This window comes from Pseudomonas nitroreducens (assembly GCF_024170165.1).
Lineage (GTDB): Bacteria > Pseudomonadota > Gammaproteobacteria > Pseudomonadales > Pseudomonadaceae > Pseudomonas > Pseudomonas nitroreducens_C.
In genome coordinates this window covers 26554-43251 of sequence record NZ_JALJXP010000011.1, presented here as the reverse complement: position 1 = coordinate 43251, position 16698 = coordinate 26554, and the positions used below count along the sequence as shown (strand labels likewise).

General features: G+C 66.0%; 16 protein-coding genes and 2 tRNA genes. 11 read left to right on the top strand and 7 right to left on the bottom strand.

Going from position 1 to position 16698, the window contains the following annotated elements; genetic code table 11:
- Positions 1–98 precede the first annotated feature (98 nt).
- A complete protein-coding gene (locus tag J2T47_RS20845; RefSeq protein WP_253451138.1) occupies positions 99–1004 on the bottom strand; it encodes a TIGR01777 family oxidoreductase in 906 nt (301 codons plus the stop codon).
- A 275-nt stretch (positions 1005–1279) separates the two neighbouring features.
- Here J2T47_RS20845 and J2T47_RS20840 point away from each other — a divergent pair, with 275 nt between their 5' ends.
- From J2T47_RS20840 to phrB, 4 genes are all read left to right on the top strand, one after another.
- Positions 1280–2263, top strand: a complete 984-nt coding sequence (locus J2T47_RS20840) for an NAD(P)/FAD-dependent oxidoreductase (protein WP_253451135.1) — start codon at positions 1280–1282, stop codon at positions 2261–2263.
- A 151-nt stretch (positions 2264–2414) separates the two neighbouring features.
- Complete coding sequence (locus J2T47_RS20835) at positions 2415–3386, top strand: YbgA family protein (protein WP_253451132.1); 972 nt, start codon at positions 2415–2417, stop codon at positions 3384–3386.
- Positions 3387–3404: 18 nt separating this feature from the next.
- Positions 3405–4355, top strand: a complete 951-nt coding sequence (locus J2T47_RS20830; protein WP_253451129.1) for a MerR family transcriptional regulator — start codon at positions 3405–3407, stop codon at positions 4353–4355.
- Positions 4352–5779 (top strand): deoxyribodipyrimidine photo-lyase, encoded by a 1428-nt coding sequence (gene phrB, locus J2T47_RS20825; protein WP_253451126.1) that lies wholly within the window; start codon positions 4352–4354, stop codon positions 5777–5779. Before J2T47_RS20830 ends, phrB begins: the two co-directional genes overlap by 4 nt.
- 137 nt (positions 5780–5916) lie before the next feature.
- On the opposite strand, the gene J2T47_RS20820 is transcribed toward phrB, so the two are convergent.
- The 6 genes from J2T47_RS20820 to hemA form a co-directional block, all read right to left on the bottom strand.
- The gene (locus tag J2T47_RS20820) at positions 5917–6438 is read right to left on the bottom strand and encodes an acyloxyacyl hydrolase (protein ID WP_253451123.1); all 522 of its coding nucleotides are present in this window, start codon (positions 6436–6438) and stop codon (positions 5917–5919) included.
- Positions 6439–6553: 115 nt separating this feature from the next.
- Positions 6554–7348, bottom strand: a complete 795-nt coding sequence (gene murI, locus J2T47_RS20815) for a glutamate racemase (RefSeq protein ID WP_253451120.1) — start codon at positions 7346–7348, stop codon at positions 6554–6556.
- Positions 7341–8096 carry a molybdopterin-synthase adenylyltransferase MoeB gene (locus J2T47_RS20810; protein WP_253451117.1) on the bottom strand — a complete coding sequence of 252 codons (756 nt, stop codon included), beginning with the start codon at positions 8094–8096 and terminating at the stop codon, positions 7341–7343. Before J2T47_RS20810 ends, murI begins: the two co-directional genes overlap by 8 nt.
- Positions 8090–8920, bottom strand: coding sequence for a peptide chain release factor N(5)-glutamine methyltransferase (gene prmC, locus J2T47_RS20805; RefSeq protein ID WP_253451114.1), 831 nt, complete (start codon positions 8918–8920; stop codon positions 8090–8092). The genes J2T47_RS20810 and prmC overlap by 7 nt, the downstream gene beginning before the upstream one ends.
- Positions 8921–8948: 28 nt before the next feature.
- Positions 8949–10031, bottom strand: coding sequence for a peptide chain release factor 1 (gene prfA / locus J2T47_RS20800; RefSeq protein WP_253451111.1), 1083 nt, complete (start codon positions 10029–10031; stop codon positions 8949–8951).
- Positions 10028–11296, bottom strand: coding sequence for a glutamyl-tRNA reductase (gene hemA / locus J2T47_RS20795; RefSeq protein ID WP_253451108.1), 1269 nt, complete (start codon positions 11294–11296; stop codon positions 10028–10030). The genes prfA and hemA overlap by 4 nt, the downstream gene beginning before the upstream one ends.
- A 145-nt stretch (positions 11297–11441) precedes the next feature.
- Between hemA and J2T47_RS20790 the strand changes: the two genes are divergently transcribed.
- The 7 genes from J2T47_RS20790 (at position 11442) to J2T47_RS20760 (ending at position 16670) form a co-directional block, all read left to right on the top strand.
- Positions 11442–13208: a tetratricopeptide repeat protein gene (locus J2T47_RS20790; RefSeq protein WP_253451105.1), complete on the top strand. Its 1767-nt coding sequence runs from the start codon at positions 11442–11444 to the stop codon at positions 13206–13208.
- 3 nt (positions 13209–13211) lie between these two features.
- Positions 13212–13856: a lipoprotein insertase outer membrane protein LolB gene (lolB, locus tag J2T47_RS20785; protein WP_253451102.1), complete on the top strand. Its 645-nt coding sequence runs from the start codon at positions 13212–13214 to the stop codon at positions 13854–13856.
- 1 nt (position 13857) lies between these two features.
- Positions 13858–14706 (top strand): 4-(cytidine 5'-diphospho)-2-C-methyl-D-erythritol kinase, encoded by an 849-nt coding sequence (gene ispE, locus J2T47_RS20780; protein WP_253451099.1) that lies wholly within the window; start codon positions 13858–13860, stop codon positions 14704–14706.
- 31 nt (positions 14707–14737) lie between these two features.
- Positions 14738–14812 (top strand) — tRNA-Gln (locus J2T47_RS20775).
- A gap of 62 nt (positions 14813–14874) precedes the next feature.
- A tRNA-Gln gene (locus J2T47_RS20770) sits at positions 14875–14949 on the top strand.
- Between the two features lie 52 nt (positions 14950–15001).
- A complete protein-coding gene (locus tag J2T47_RS20765; RefSeq protein WP_015478849.1) occupies positions 15002–15943 on the top strand; it encodes a ribose-phosphate pyrophosphokinase in 942 nt (313 codons plus the stop codon).
- A 112-nt stretch (positions 15944–16055) separates the two neighbouring features.
- Positions 16056–16670: a 50S ribosomal protein L25/general stress protein Ctc gene (locus J2T47_RS20760; RefSeq protein WP_253451096.1), complete on the top strand. Its 615-nt coding sequence runs from the start codon at positions 16056–16058 to the stop codon at positions 16668–16670.
- The last annotated feature ends 28 nt before the right edge of the window (positions 16671–16698 follow it).

Genomic DNA, 16698 nt, shown 5'->3' with positions numbered 1-16698 from the left:
TTAAACCGGTACGGTTGGGTGCGTCGTGCGGGCTGCGCAGTTTACACGCAGCCCGCGCTATCCAGATGTTCCAGGGCTGTTGCCGATGTCGCAGGGGCTCAGCGTTTTTCCTGCAACACGTCGGCCAGCGCTTCCTTGAACTCCGCGAAGCGGAACTCGAAGCCGGCGTCCAGCAGGCGGCGCGGCACGATGCGCTGGCCGCCCAGCAGCAGGGTCGACATCTCGCCCAGCAACAGGCGCAGAGCAAAGCCCGGCACCGGCATCAGCGTCGGCCGGTGCAGCGCCTGGCCCAGTTCCTGGGTGAAGTCGCGGTTGCGCACTGGCAGCGGTGCGCACGCATTATAAGGACCGGTCGCGTCCGCCTTGCGCAAAAGAAAATCGATCAGGGCGATCTGATCTTCGATATGCACCCAGGACATCCACTGCCGACCATCCCCCAGGCGCCCACCGGCGCCCAGGCGGAACGGCGGCAGCAGGCGCTTGAGGAAACCGCCTTCGGGCGCCAGCACCAGCCCGGTGCGCACCAGCACCACGCGAATGCCCAGGGCCTCGGCCTCGCGGGCGATCTGCTCCCAGGCCAGGCACAGCTCGCTGGCGAAGTCCTCGCCGGCCGCCGCGCTGTTCTCTTCCAGCGGGCGCTCGCCGGCGTCGCCGTACCAGCCCACCGCCGAGCCGTTGATCAGTACCGCCGGGCGCTGGCTGCGCCCCTCCAGCCAGCTCACCAGACGCTCGGTCAGACGCACCCGGCTGTCCCAAAGCAGGACCTTGCGCCGGGCGCTCCAGGGCTTGTCGGCGATGGGCTCGCCGGCCAGATTGACCACCGCATCCAGCGGCCCGTCTCCATAGGCCTCGAAGTCGGCGATGCCGCGCACCGTCCCGCCGCACAGCGCGGGGACGTGCTGCGGCTGGCGACTCAGCACGGTGAGCTGGTGCCCTTCGGCACTCCACTGGCGGCAGAGGCGGCGGCCGATCAGGCCGGTGCCGCCGGTCAAGAGAATATGCATGGCGAACTCCTTGTTGGGCTGTTCCACCTTCCATCAGTCTGGACGAGAGGGAGGCGATTGCATTGACACTCCCTCTACGGCGAGGTCTACGCTGTAAGTGCCGGAACCAAAGCCGGGCTCATTCCTGAATGAACCGATGCGGCAGCGAAGGTTCCGATGATCGGACTCCTGTCGTTGACGAGCGCGGACAGCTGAAACGCAATTGTACAGATAGTTTCGTTTGTACAAGAGCATCCCGCTCGTTACGCTGAAAGACACAGACTACGAGGCATGTCATGAGCGCCCCCATTGCCATCATCGGCACCGGTATCGCCGGACTCTCGGCCGCCCACGCCCTGCGCGATGCCGGGCAGGACGTCCAGCTGTTCGACAAGGGCCACGGCAGCGGCGGCCGGATGGCCAGCAAGCGCAGCGAAGCCGGCGCCCTGGACCTCGGTGCGCAGTACTTCACCGCCCGCGACCGGCGCTTTCTCGATGCCATACAGAAGTGGCGCGAGCACGGCTGGGTCGCCGAATGGGACCCGGCCCTGTACCAGTATCGCGACGGCGAACTGAGCCCCTCCCCCGACGAGCAGCCACGCTGGGTCGGCACCCCGCGCATGAGCGCGATCACCCGCGCGCTGCTGCAGGACCAGGTCGTCACCTTCGCCTGCCGCATCACCGAGGTCTACCGCGGCGAAGAGCACTGGCACCTGCAGGACTCCGAAGGCCAGACCCACGGCCCCTTCAGCCGGGTACTGGTCGCCACGCCCGCGCCCCAGGCCGCCGCGCTGCTGGCCAGCGCGCCGAAGCTGGCCGCCGCCGCCGCGAGCATTCCCATGGAGCCGACCTGGGCCGTGGCCCTGGCCTTCCGTGAACCGCTGGATACCCCCGTGCAGGGCTGCTTCGTCCACGAAGGCCCGCTGTCCTGGCTGGCCAGCAACCACTCCAAGCCGGGCCGTGACGAGCAACTCGACACCTGGGTACTGCACGCCGCCAGCGGCTGGAGCAAGCAGCACATCGACCTGCCCAAGGAAAGCGTGATCGAACACCTGCGCGGCGCCTTCGCCGAGTTGATCGGCTGTGCCGTCCACGCCCCCGACTTCGCCCTCGCCCACCGCTGGCTCTACGCCCGCCCCATGGAAGCGCACCAGTTCGGCGCGCTCGCCGATGCCGACCTGGGGATATACGCCTGCGGCGACTGGTGCCTCTCCGGCCGCGTCGAGGGAGCCTGGCTGAGCGGCCTGGAAGCCGCCCGCCGCCTGCTCGAACACCTCTGACCGAGCACGGCCATCTCCCGGCGGAGATGGCCGTCGAATCCCCGCGCTCGCCCCTCTCCTTGTACAAGTCTTTGCACTTGTACAAGCCTGCGCCTATCCTTGCCGATAGTTGTACAAAGAAACCCACCTGTACAAGAAATCGGTTGCCGCCATGTCCACCGCCAAGCCCACCAGCCCCCCGCGTCCCCAGCTCGCCATCAGCGCCTGCCTGCTGGGCGAGCCGGTGCGCTACAACGGCGGACACAAGGCCTCGCGCCTGTGTCTGGACGTCCTCAGCCGCTACTTCGACTTCGTCCCGGTGTGCCCGGAAGTCGCCATCGGCCTCGGCGTGCCACGGCCGACCCTGCGCCTGGTCGGCGACCGCGATGACCCGCGGGCCCTGATCCAGCGCGAAGGCGGCCGCGATGTCAGCGAAGCCCTGCGCGATTTCGGCCGCAAGCAGGCCGGGCTGCTGCAGGAAATCTGCGGCTACATCTTCATGCAGCAATCGCCCTCCTGCGGCCTGCAGCGGGTGAAGCTCTATCGCTTCGACGGTCAGCTGCGTCCGCCAGGTGTGCGCGGGCTCTACGCGGAAACCTTCTGCGCCGCTCGCCCTGAACTGCCGGTGGAAGAAGAAGGCCGCCTCAACGACCCGGTGATCCGCGAGAACTTCCTCACCCGCGTGTTCGCCTACGCCGCCTGGCAGCGACTTTGCGCGGAAGGCCTGTCGCGCCACGCGGTGATCGGCTTCCACTCCCGCTACAAGTACCAGCTGATGGCGCACAACCCACGCCAGTACAGCGTTCTCGGCCAGCGCCTGGCGAAGATCGGCGAGCAGCCGCTGGAAGACTTCGCCCCGGACTACTTCCGCGACTTCATGCAGGCGCTGGGCACCTGCGCCACCCGCGGCACCCACAGCAACGTGCTGCAGCACCTGGCCGGTTATCTCAAGCACGACCTGCCCTCCACCGAGAAGGCCGAGATGCAGCACCTGATCGACCAGTACCGCGAAGGCGTGATCCCGCTGGTGGTGCCGCTGACACTGCTCAAGCACCACTTCCGCCTGCACCCGCACCCCTACATCGACGCCCAGGCCTATCTGCAACCGCACCCCGAAGACCTGAGCCTGCGCAATGCCATCTGAACTCCCGACAGGACGCTCATGAATCCCGACCACCCTCACCAAGAATCGGACGACGACTACCGTCAGGCCCTGGCCGAAGGCTGGCTGCCGATCCGCGAAGTTTCCCGGCGCACCGGCGTCAACCCGGTCACCCTGCGCGCCTGGGAGCGCCGCTACGGCCTGGTCGTGCCGCAACGCACGCCCAAGGGTCACCGCCTTTATTCCGAAGCGCAGGTCGCACGCATCCAGGCCATCCTCACCTGGCTCGGCCGGGGCGTGGCGGTGAGCAAGATCCGCGCACTGCTCGACGAAAACGCGTCGCCACCGCCGGAAACCACCGCCTCGCCCTGGGACGACCTGCGCCAGCAGTGCATCGCCGCCATCGGCCGGATCCACGAGCGCCAGCTGGATGAACTGTTCAACGGCGCGCTGGCGATCTACCCCGCGCAGACACTCTGCGAGCAACTGATGCTGCCGCTGCTGGAGGAGCTGGAACTGCGCTGGCAGGGCCAGTTCGGCGCGCAGCTGGAGCGGGTGTTCTTCCACACCTGGCTGCGCACCAAGTTCGGCACCCGCCTCTACCATCACAACCGCCAGCAGCGTGGCGCCCCGCTGCTGCTGGTAAACCAGTCCGGCCTGCCGCTGGAGCCGGGCCTGTGGCTCACCGCGTGGCTGGCCAGCAGTGCCGGTTGCCCGCTGGAAATCTTCGACTGGCCCTTGCCGCCCGGTGAACTGGCGCTGGCGGTGGAACGCCTGCAACCGCGTGCCGTGCTGCTCTACTCCAGCCGCACGCTGAACCTGCTGCAACTGCCCCGGCTGCTGGCCGGCGTCGACTGCCCGCGCCTGCTGGCCGGCCCTGCCACCGCCATCCACCCCGACGCGCTGCAGGAACTGGCCATCGCCGAACCACCGCTGCACCTGGCCAGCGACCCGGTTGCCGCCTTCGACCTGCTGCGCGAACTGCACCTGCTCAACGGGGAGGCCGCATGAAACGCCAACTCGTCTGGCTGCGCAGCGACCTGCGCCTGAGCGACAACAGCGCCCTGCACGCCGCCGCCGAGCGTGGTCCGGTAATCGCGCTCTACCTGCTCAGTCCCGGTCAGTGGCTGCGCCACGACGACGCGCCGTGCAAGGTCGACTTCTGGCTGCGCAACCTGCGCGAACTGCGTGCCGGCCTCGACAAGCTGCGCATTCCACTGCTGATCCGCACGGCGGACCATTGGCACGAGGCGCCGAAAGTCATTGCCCAGCTCTGCCGCGAACTGGACGTCGAGACGCTGCACGTCAACGAGGAATACGGCATCAACGAAGCCGCCCGTGACGTTGCCGTGGAGAAGGCGTTGGAGCAGGACGGCATCCGCCTGCGCAGCCACCTCGACCAGCTGTTCTTCACGCCGGGCACCATCCTCACCAAGGGTGGCACCTACTTCCAGGTCTACAGCCAGTTCCGCAAGGTCTGCTACGAGCGCCTGAACCTCGGCGTGCCCAGCCTCGTACCGGCGCCTCGTGCGCAGCAGGAGCTGGATATCGCCAGCGACGAGGTGCCCTCGCAGGTCACAGGCTTCGAGCCGCCGCCCGCCGAACTGAGCGAAGAATGGCCCGCCGGCGAGGAAGCCGCCCATGAGCGCGTGGAGCTGTTCACCGACGAAATCCTCAGGACCTACCAGGACACCCGCGACCTCCCCGCCCGCGACGGCACCAGTCGCCTCTCGCCGTACCTCGCGGCCGGCGTGCTGTCGCCCCGCCAGTGCCTGCACGCGGCGCTGGCAAACAACCACGGCGAGTTCGAGACCGGCAACAGCGGCGCGGTCAGCTGGATCAACGAGCTGCTCTGGCGCGAGTTCTACAAGCACATCCTCGTTGGCTTCCCGCGCGTCAGCCGGCACCGGGCCTTCCGCGAGGACACCGAAAAGCTCAAGTGGCGCTACGACCCGAAGGACCTGGAGGACTGGCAGCAGGGCCGCACCGGCTTCCCCCTCATCGACGCCGCCATGCGCCAGCTGCTCGCCACCGGCTGGATGCACAACCGCCTGCGCATGGTGGTGGCGATGTTCCTCACCAAGAACCTGCTGATCGACTGGCGCGAGGGCGAGCGCTGGTTCATGCGCCACCTGATCGACGGCGACCTGGCGGCGAACAACGGCGGCTGGCAGTGGAGCGCCTCCACCGGCACCGACGCGGCGCCTTACTTCCGCATCTTCAACCCGATCTCGCAGTCCGAACGCTTCGACCCGGACGGCCGCTTCATCCGCCGCTGGGTGCCGGAACTGGCCGGGCTGCAGGGCAAGGCCATGCACGACCCGTCTAAACTCGGGCTGTTCGGCGCGCAAGGTTATCCACAGCCGATGTGCGACCTGTCGGCAACGCGGGAACGGGCACTGGAGGCGTTCAAGAACCTGGCAGCTTCGCGCTGACGCTGCCGCCTGTCTGTAGGAGCGAGCTTGCTCGCGAACCCGCGCAGTCGCGGTGCTTTCGCGAGCTCGCTCCTACGAAAAGCCAGCGCGCACAAAAAAGCCGGACCCAGGGCCCGGCTTTCTTTGTCAGCGCTCTGTTACAGCGGATGCGTGTAATAGAGGCTGTAGGATTCGATGCCGTCGTTCGGCTGGCTGATACCGGCGTTGGAGTAATGCATGGCGCGCACTCCGATGGCCTGGCCCTCGCCGAAGCGCAGGCCTGCGCCCAGGCGATCCTCGAAGTTGAAGGCGCCGCCCAGGTTCTGGTCGCCGGCGCGCGAGCCACTGAACACGGCCACGCCGATACCGGCTTCGATGAAGGGTTTGACCTTCTCGCCAGAGAACTCGTAGACGAACACCGGGCTGAAGGACAGCGAATGACGGCCGCTGGCCTCGTCACCACCCTCCCAGTAGGTGTAGCCGGCGTCCCAGTAGCCGGTCAGGCGTCCGGTGGAGCTTTCCCACCAGCTCTTGTCCCAGTCGAAACCCAGGCCCAGGCGGTAGGTCATGGTGTTCTGCCCGGTAAAGCCAACAGCGCCAGTCAGGCCAGCAGCCTGTGCGGAAACCAGATGCCCCAGAGTCAAAGCTGCCACGGCGGCAAGCGAGAGTAGTTTCTTCATCGAAACATCCTTTTATTAGAAAGCTGAATGAAAAATCCCCGCGAATAGCTGGCGATTATAAGGACATTTGTCAGCACTTGCTGACAGACCCCAGTACCCAGCCGCTATTTTTTCATCAGCCAGGGAAGAAATTGACCGGCTCTTCGGTGCCCCATAGCACCGGCAGGACGCGCTCGAGTCCTTCGACTGCCCCACTGGTCCATAGCTCAGTTTTTTTTGCGTCGACCTCGGCCAGCATCCCCCGTGCCTGCAGCAGACGCTCGAGCTGACGGGCGACGGCGGCCCCGGTGTCGACCAGCGAAACGTCCGCCGGTACCAGCTCCCGCAGCAGCGGGCGCAGGAAAGGGTAATGCGTGCAGCCGAGGATCAGCGTGTCACAGCCCTCGGCCAACAATGGCGCAACGTAACCCTGCAGCAGTTCACGGGTCTGCGGGCCACTGAGGTCGCCCAGCTCGATGCGCTCCACCAGCCCCGGGCAGGGCTGGGTGACGACGCGCACGTCGCTGGCGAAGCGATCCAGCAATGCGGCGAAGCGTGCGCTCTTCAGCGTACCGGTGGTGGCGAGTACGCCGACCACCCCGCTGCGGGTCGCTTCGGCCGCCGGCTTCACGGCCGGCTCCATGGCGACGATGGGCAGCAGCGGATACAGCTCGCGCAGGTCCGCAGCGGCAGCAGCGGTGGCCGTGTTGCAGGCCAGCACCAGCGCCTTGGCGCCACGGGTCAGGAGGAATTCGGCGATGGCGCGGCAGCGCGCGCGGATGTATTCGGGGGTCTTTTCGCCGTAGGGCACGTGGCCGCAGTCGGCGAGGTAGATCAGGGATTCCTGGGGAAGCCGCGCCCGGATTTCGTGGAGGACGCTGAGGCCGCCCACTCCGGAGTCGAACACGCCGATCGGCGCGGCATCAGCCATGCGCGGCTCCGCACACGGCACACTGCGGATCGCGCTTGACCCGCAGCTCGCGGAAGCGCGTGCCGAGGGCGTCGATCAGCAGCAGGCGACCCACCAGCGGCTCGCCGAAGCCGGCCAGCAGCTTCAATGCTTCGAGCGCCTGCAGGCTGCCCACCAACCCCACCAGCGGGCCGACCACGCCGGCCTCGCTGCAGGTCAGTTCGGCTTCGCTGCCATGGCCGTAGAGGCAGTGGTAGCACGGGCTTTCCTCGCGACGCGGATCGAACACCGAAAGCTGCCCTTCCAGGCGAATGGCCGCGCCGCTGACCAGCGGCTTCTTCGCGGCGACACAGGCGGCGTTCACGGCTTCGCGGGTGCCGAAGTTGTCGCAGCAATCCAGTACCAGGTCCACACCCGCCACCGCGGCGTCGAGGGAGTCGGCGTCCAGCGCCTGGCGGTGGGCGACCAGTTTCACGTCCGGGTTCAGAGCGGTCAGGCGGGCGATGGCGGAATCCACCTTGCCCACGCCGACGCTGTCGGTGCCGTGGATGATCTGTCGTTGCAGGTTGGTCAGGTCGACCGTGTCGAAGTCAGCCAGGTGCAGCTCGCCGACACCGGCAGCCGCCAGGTACAGCGCCACTGGGGCGCCCAGGCCACCGAGGCCGACGATCAGCACGCGGCTGTCCTTCAGGCGCAGCTGGCCGTCGACGTCGATCTGCGGCAGGAGGATCTGCCGACTGTAACGCAGCAGTTCGTTGTCGCTCAGCATGTCCAGCGCCCCAGGCTGATGCGTTCGTGGCCACCCAGGTCGCGGCGGCTTTCCACCGCGCTGAAGCCGCGGCTGAGCAGCAGGTCGCGCACGGCGTCAGGCTGGTCGAAGCCATGTTCGAGCATCAGCCAGCCACCGTTCTCCAGATGATTCGGTGCCTGCTCGATGATCAGGCGGATGTCGTCCAGCCCGTCCGACCCGGAGACCAGCGCGCTCGACGGCTCGAAGCGCACATCGCCCTGCTTGAGGTGCGGGTCGGTGCTGGGAATGTAAGGCGGGTTGCTGACGATCAGCGAGAAACGCTCTTCATTCACCGCGGAGAACCAGTGACTGGCGCGGAAGGCGACGTTGGCCAGGCGCAGGCGTTCGCGGTTGCGCTCGGCCAGGGCCACGGCCTCGGGAATGCGGTCGACGCCCAGCACCTGCCAGCTCAGGCGCTCGCACGCCAGGGCGAGGGCGATGGCGCCGGTGCCGGTGCCCAGGTCGAGCACGCGTGCTGGCGAGGCCGGCAGCAGCGCCAGCGCGGTCTCCACCAGCAGCTCGGTGTCCGGACGCGGGATCAGGGTGTGCGGCGCGACTTCCAGGTCCAGGCTCCAGAAGCCCTGGCGCCCGAGAATGTAGGCCACCGGCTCGCCAGCCACCCGGCGGGCCAGGTAGCGGTCGTAGAGGTCGTGGGCCTCGCGGCTGACCACGCGTTCGGGCCAGGTCCGCAGGAAGCTGCGCGGTTTGCCCAATGCGGCGGCGAGCAGCAGCTCGGCGTCCAGGCGCGCACTGGGCGAGTCCGGCAGTTGCGCCTCGTTGAGCAGGGTCATGATGGTTGCCATGGTCTGTCGCTCTCTCAGTGGCCCGCGCTCAGTCGCCGAGCGCGGCCAGCTGGTCGGCCTGGAACTCTTGCAGGAGCGGCTCGATGACCTGCTCCACCGCGCCTTCCATGACTTCACCCAGGGAATACAGGGTGAGGTTGATGCGGTGGTCGGTCACCCGGCCCTGGGGGAAATTGTAGGTGCGGATGCGCTCGGAGCGATCACCCGAACCGACCAGCAGCTTGCGCGTGCTGGCGATCGCCTGCTGGGCCGCGGACTGCTGCTGGTCGTTGAGCTTGGCCGCCAGCCAGGCCATGGCCTTGGCGCGGTTCTTGTGCTGCGAGCGTTCTTCCTGGCACTCGACCACGATGCCCGACGGGATGTGCGTGATGCGCACCGCCGAGTCGGTCTTGTTCACGTGCTGGCCGCCGGCGCCGGAGGAGCGGTAGGTGTCCACGCGCAGGTCGGCCGGGTTGATCTCGATGGCCGCCTGTTCGTCCGGCTCGGGCAGTACCGCCACGGTACAGGCCGAGGTATGAATGCGGCCCTGGGACTCGGTGGCCGGCACGCGCTGCACGCGGTGGGCGCCGGATTCGAACTTGAGCTTGGCGTAGACGTTCTCACCCTCGACGCGGGCAATCACTTCTTTATAACCACCGTGTTCGCCTTCGTTCTCGGACATGACTTCGACGCGCCAGCCCTGTTTCTCGGCGTAGCGCGAGTACATGCGGAACAGGTCGCCGGAGAAGATCGCGGCCTCGTCGCCGCCGGTGCCGGCGCGGATCTCCAGGAAAACGTTGCGGCCGTCGTTGGGGTCCTTGGGCAGCAGCATGCGCTGCAGGCGATCCTCCAGGCCGACCAACGCGGACTTGGCCTCGGCGACTTCCTCCTCGGCCATTTCGCGCAGGTCCGGGTCGCTGTCCTTGAGCAGCGCCTGGGCGCCTTCGAGGTCGGACTGCACCTTGCGGAACTCGCGGAAGGCGAGGATGACCGGCTCCACTTCCGCGTATTCACGGGAGTAGGCGCGGAACTTGGTCTGGTCGCTGATGACCTCGGCGTCGCCCAGCAGAGCGGTGAGCTCTTCGTAGCGATCACTGAGGATATCCAGCTTTTTCAGGAGGGACGCTTTCATCGCTTGTCAGTGCCCTCCTCGAGGGCGAACAGTTCCTGCGCGACGGCCAGCGCATCGATGCGGCCCTCGGCGGAGAGTTTCTTCATCTGCACGCTGGGGGCGTGCAGCAATTTGTTGGTCAGGCCACGGCTGAGCTGGGCGATGACGTCCATCGGGTCGGCGCCATTGGCCAGCAGGCGCTGGGCCTTCTGGGTTTCCTCGTCGCGCAGGCGCTCGGCCTGCTGTCGATAGGCGCGCAGCACATCGACCGCGGCCAGCTCGCGCAGGCGCAGCATGAACTCGTGCACGCCATCGCCGACCAGCTCCTCGGCGGCCTGGGCGGCGCCCTGGCGGCTCTTGAGGTTTTCCGCGACCACTTCGTGGAGGTCGTCGACGCTATACAGGTAGACGTCTTCCAGCTCGCCGACTTCCGGCTCGATGTCGCGCGGCACGGCGATGTCGACCATGAACATCGGCTTGTGCCGACGCTGTTTGAGCGCACGCTCCACCGCGCCCTTGCCGAGGATCGGCAGCTGGCTGGCGGTGGAACTGATGACGATGTCGCTGTTGACCAGCTCGTCCGGCATGTCCGCCAGCAGGATCGCGCGGGCGCCGAACTGCTCGGCCAGCAGGCTGGCGCGCTCCAGGGTGCGGTTGGCGACGACGATGCGCTTCACGCCCTGCTCGTGCAGGTGGCGGGCGACCAAGGTGATGGTCTCGCCGGCGCCGATCAGCAGCGCCTGGCTGCGGCTCAGGTCGCTGAAGATCTGCCGGGCCAGGCTGACCGCGGCGAAAGCCACGGACACCGGGTTCTCGCCGATGGCGGTGTCGGTGCGCACGGTCTTGGCGGTACTGAAGGTGGCCTGGAACAGGCGCCCGAGCATCGGCCCGACGGTGCCGGCCTCGCGGGCTACAGCGTAGGCGGACTTCATCTGCCCGAGGATCTGCGGCTCGCCCAGCACCATGGAATCCAGGCCCGCAGCGACGCGCATCATGTGGCGCACGGCGTCCTCGTCCTGGTGGACGTAGGCACAGGCGCGCAGGTCGTCGATCCCCAGGTTGTGGTAGTCGGCCAGCCAGGCCAGCACGTCGCCGGCGTCCGGATGCTCGATCTCCAGGTAGAGTTCGCTGCGGTTGCAGGTGGAGAGGATCGCGGCTTCGCGGCTGGAAGTCAGCCTGCACAGCAGCTGCAGGGCCTCGACCATCTGCTCGGGAGTAAAAGCCACGCGCTCGCGGACGGCCACGGACGCGGTCTTGTGGTTGATGCCGAGGGCAATGAAGGCCATGCAGAATCGCTGAGCTGATCGGAAAGCCCGCAATTGTCCTACTTAGCCTTGTGAAGGACAACCACCCGCGACGGATCGCACACTGCAAATCGTATACAGGCCCGTAACGGGCGCTTGCCCATGGGATTGGCACTTTCCTTATGTCATGATGGTCCCATTTCGCAGGTCAGGCCCTCGTCCTTCCTCTATGAACAAGTCTCTTGCGCTGCTGACTGCTCTGCTGCTGCTCGGCGGCTGCCAGTCTCTTACACAGAAAAACGCCGACAGTGCTTCTGCAGAGAAGGACAAGGCTGCGGCTGCTCAGAAGGACCAGAAGTACGGCTCCTTCAGCGAAGACACGATGTTCTCGCTGCTCACCGCCGAGCTCGCCGGCCAGCGCAACCGCTTCGACATCGCCCTCGCCAACTACGTCGAGCAGGCCAGGGAAACCCGTGATCCGGGCGTCGCCGAACGCGCGTTCCGCATCGCCGAGTACCTGGGCGCCGACCAGGAAGCCCTGGACACCTCGCTGATCTGGGCCAAGGCCGCGCCGGACAACCTCGACGCCCAGCGCGCCGCCGCCATCCAGCTGGCGCGCACCGGCCAGTACGACGAATCCATGATCTACATGGAGAAAGTCCTCAACGGCCAGGGCGACACCCACTTCGACTTCCTCGCGCTGTCCGCCGCCGAGACCGACCCGGATACCCGCGCCGGCCTGCTGCAGAGTTTCGACCGCCTGCTGAAGAAGTACCCCGACAACGGCCAGCTGCTGTTCGGCAAGGCCCTGCTGCTGCAGCAGGACGGCCGCCCGCAGGAAGCCTTGCACCTGCTCGAAGACAACTCCGCCAGCAAGCACGACGTCGCCCCGCTGCTGCTGCGCGCGCGTCTGCTGCAGAGCATGAAGCGCAGCGACGAAGCGCTGCCGCTGCTCAAGGCCGGCATCAAGGAACACCCGGACGACAAGCGCGTCCACCTCGCCTACGCCCGCCTGCTGGTGGAGCAGAACCGCCTGGAAGACGCCAAGGCCGAATTCTCCGCACTGGTCGAGCAGTTCCCCGACGACGACGACCTGCGCTTCTCCCTGGCACTGGTCTGCCTCGAAGCCCAGGCCTGGGACGAGGCCAAGGTCTATCTGCAGGAACTGGTCGAGCGCGACAGCCATGTCGACTCCGCCCACTTCAACCTGGGCCGCCTGGCCGAGGAGCAGAAGGACCCGGAAACCGCACTGAAGGAATATGCCCTGGTCGGCCCGGGCAACGACTTCCTACCGGCCCAGCTGCGTTCCACCGAGATCCTGCTGGACCAGAAGCGCTACGACGACGCCTCGCGCCGCCTCGCCGAAACCCGCGACCGCCAGCCGGACTACGCCATCCAGCTGTACCTGATCGAAGCCGAAGGCCTGTCCAATCGCGACCAGGTGGACCGCGCCTGGAACGTCATCCAGCAGGGCCTCAAGCAGTTCCCGGATGACCTCAACCTGCTCTACACCCGCTCCATGCTTGCCGAGAAGCGCAACGACCTGGCGCAGATGGAGCAGGACCTGCGGCTGATCATCCAGCGCGAGCCGGACAACGCCATGGCGCTCAACGCGCTGGGTTACACCCTGGCCGACCGCACCACCCGCTACAGCGAAGCCCGCGACCTGATCCAGAAGGCCCACTCGCTGAACCCGGACGACCCCGCGATCCTCGACAGCCTGGGCTGGGTGAATTACCGCCTGGGCAACCTCAGCGAAGCGGAAACCTACCTGCGCAAGGCGCTGGAACGCTTCCCCGACCACGAAGTGGCCGCGCACCTGGGCGAAGTGCTCTGGGCCCAGGGCAAGCAGAGCGAAGCCCGCAAGGTCTGGGCCACCGCTCTGCAAAGCCAGCCTGACAGCGCCGTCCTGCGCGACACCATGCTGCGCCTGACCGGCTCCGGAACCCTCTGATTCATGCGTTTACGTCACCTGATCGGCGCCGCCGCGCTTGCCCTGCTCGCCGGCTGCTCCAGCTTCGGCACCCACGAAGCCCTGGAAGGCCAGGGCAACGCCACCGCCTGGAATGCCCACAAGGCGCGCATCGCCACCCTCGACGGCTGGCAGATCGACGGCAAGGTCGGCATCCGTGCACCCAAGGACTCCGGCAGTGGCACACTGTTCTGGCTGCAGCGCCAGGACTATTACGACATCCGCCTCTCCGGCCCCCTGGGGCGCGGCGCTGCACGCCTGACCGGACGGGAAGGCGCGGTGACCCTGGAAGTCGCAGGGCAAGGCCGCTTTGAGGCCGCCTCCCCCGAAGAACTGCTGGAACAGCAACTGGGCTGGCGCCTGCCGGTTTCCCACCTGCTCTGGTGGATTCGCGGTCTGCCAGCACCGGACAGCAAGAGCCGCCTGACCCTGGACGGCGACAGCCGCCTGGCCAAGCTGCAGCAGGACGGCTGGGACGTGGAGTACACCCGCTACAGCGAGCAGAATGGCTACTGGCTGCCCGAGCGCCTGAAGCTGCACGGCCAGGATCTGGACGTCACCCTGGTGGTAAAGACCTGGCAGCCGCGTCAATTGGGCGCAGGCCAGCCGAACCAAGCGGCCCCGCAGTGACATGCACGAACGCCTGACTCTGCCGGCACCGGCCAAGCTCAACCTGTTCCTGCACATCACCGGCCGCCGCGCCGATGGCTACCACGAGCTGCAGACCCTCTTTCAGTTCCTGGATCACGGCGACGAACTGCAATTCGCCGTGCGCCAGGACGGCGAAATCCGCCTGAACACCGAGATCGAAGGCGTTCCCCACGACAGCAACCTGATCGTCAAGGCCGCACGCCGGCTGCAGGAGCAGTCGGGCTGCAAACTGGGCGCCGACATCTGGCTGGACAAGCGCCTGCCCATGGGCGGCGGCATTGGCGGCGGCAGCTCCGACGCCGCGACCACCCTGCTCGCACTCAATCATCTGTGGCAGCTGGACTGGGACGAAGACCGTCTCGCCGCCCTTGGCCTGACACTGGGTGCCGACGTTCCGGTGTTCGTGCGCGGCCACGCGGCATTCGCCGAGGGCGTCGGCGAGCAGCTCACCCCGGTGCAACTCGACGAGCCCTGGTTCCTCGTCGTCGTACCGCAAGTCTTTGTCTCCACAGCAGAAGTTTTCTCCGATCCCGAGTTGACACGGGATACTCCGCCCATTAAAGTTCGCAGCCTTCTCGGGGTGGACGGTCATAACGACTGCCAGCCGGTCGTCGAGAAGCGTTACCCGGATGTACGTAACGCACTGATCCAGCTAGGTAAATTTACCCAGGCTAGATTGACCGGCACCGGAGCTTGTGTGTTTGGGAGCTTCCCAAACAAGGGCGATGCTGATAAAGTTCGCCGCCAACTTCCGGCCACTCTGCCAAGTTTTGTTGCCCAGGGGCGTAACATCTCGATGTTGCACCGAAAGCTGCAAAATCTGGACTGAGAAGAAAGCAATGTAATCGGTTGTACGATACAGGGGCGTCGCCAAGCGGTAAGGCAGCAGGTTTTGATCCTGCCATGCGTTGGTTCGAATCCAGCCGCCCCTGCCATTAACCCACAGGGTTACACGTACAGCGTCAACGAACACATTGCTCCGCAAGTTGTAAGCTACAGGGGCGTCGCCAAGCGGTAAGGCAGCAGGTTTTGATCCTGCCATGCGTTGGTTCGAATCCAGCCGCCCCTGCCATTTTCTTCTGGCTCAACCGGGCCTACCCTCAAGCCGACACAGGTACCGCAGCGTGTCCAAAATGATGGTTTTCACGGGGAACGCCAACCCCGATCTGGCACGCCGTGTCGTACGGCAGCTGCACATCCCCCTCGGTGACGTCTCTGTCGGTAAATTCTCCGACGGCGAGATCAGCGTTGAGATCAACGAAAACGTTCGTGGTAAGGACGTCTTCCTGATTCAACCGACCTGCGCACCGACCAACGACAACCTGATGGAACTGGTGGTGATGGCCGATGCCTTCCGCCGCTCCTCGGCGACTCGTATCACGGCAGTCATCCCCTACTTCGGTTACGCCCGCCAGGATCGCCGTCCGCGTTCCGCTCGCGTGGCCATCAGCGCCAAAGTCGTTGCCGACATGCTGACCGTCGTAGGCGTCAACCGCGTTCTCACCGTTGACCTGCACGCCGACCAGATCCAGGGCTTCTTCGATATCCCCGTCGACAACATCTACGGCTCGCCCGTACTGGTCGACGACATCGAAGACCAGCGCTTCGAGAACCTGATGATCGTCTCCCCGGACATTGGTGGTGTGGTGCGTGCTCGCGCCGTCGCCAAGTCCCTGGGCGTGGACCTGGCCATCATCGACAAGCGTCGTCCGAAGGCCAACCAGTCCGAAGTCATGCACATCATCGGTGATGTCGAAGGCCGTACCTGCGTACTGGTCGACGACATGGTCGATACCGCTGGCACCCTCGGCCACGCCGCCAAGGCTCTGAAAGAGCACGGCGCCGCCAAGGTCATCGCCTACTGCACCCACCCGGTGCTGTCGGGTCGTGCCATCGAGAACATCGAGAATTCCGTACTGGACGAGCTGGTGGTGACCAACACCATCCCGCTGTCCGCTGCTGCACAAGCCTGTGGTCGTATCCGCCAGCTGGACATCGCTCCGGTTGTCGCTGAAGCCATGCGCCGCATCAGCAATGAAGAATCGATCAGCGCCATGTTCCGCTAAGGCGGGACAGCGCTGACGTAAAGCGCCCCGTCACGTCGACGGGGCATTAGCAAAATCGCCCGAACGCTGGTCGCAAGCGTCCGGGCGATCTTGTCATTTTGGAGAGTGTGAAATGGTTGATTTTGTACTGAATGCACAAGAGCGTTCCGACCTGGGGAAAGGTGCGAGCCGCCGCCTGCGTCGTAACGAAGGTCTGATCCCGGCTGTGGTCTACGGTGGCGAGAAAGCCCCGCAATCCCTGACCCTGGAACTGCGTGAAGTTTCCAAGCTGCTGGAAAACGAGGCTGCCTTCAGCCACGTGATCACCCTGAACGTCGGCTCCGCCAAGGAAACCGTACTGATCAAAGCCCTGCAGCGTCACCCGTCCAAGGGTTTCGTCATGCACGCTGACTTCCAGCGCGTCGTTGCCGGCCAGAAACTGACCGCCCACGTACCGCTGCACTTCATCAACGAAGCTACCGCTGTTGGCGTCAAGACTGGCGGCGGCGAGATCTCCCACGTGATCTCCGAAGTTGAAGTGTCGTGCCTGCCGGCCAACCTGCCGGAGTTCATCGAAGTCGACCTGGCCAAAGTAGAACTGGGTCAGATCGTTCACCTGTCCGACCTGAAACTGCCGAAAGGCGTAGAGCTGGTGCAACTGGCCCACGGTAACGACCTGGCCGTCGCCAACATCCACGCTTCCCGCGTAGTGAAAGAAGAAGGTGAAGGCGAAGCTGCTGCCGAGTAATCGCGCGCACCATTGCCTTTAAGGAAGG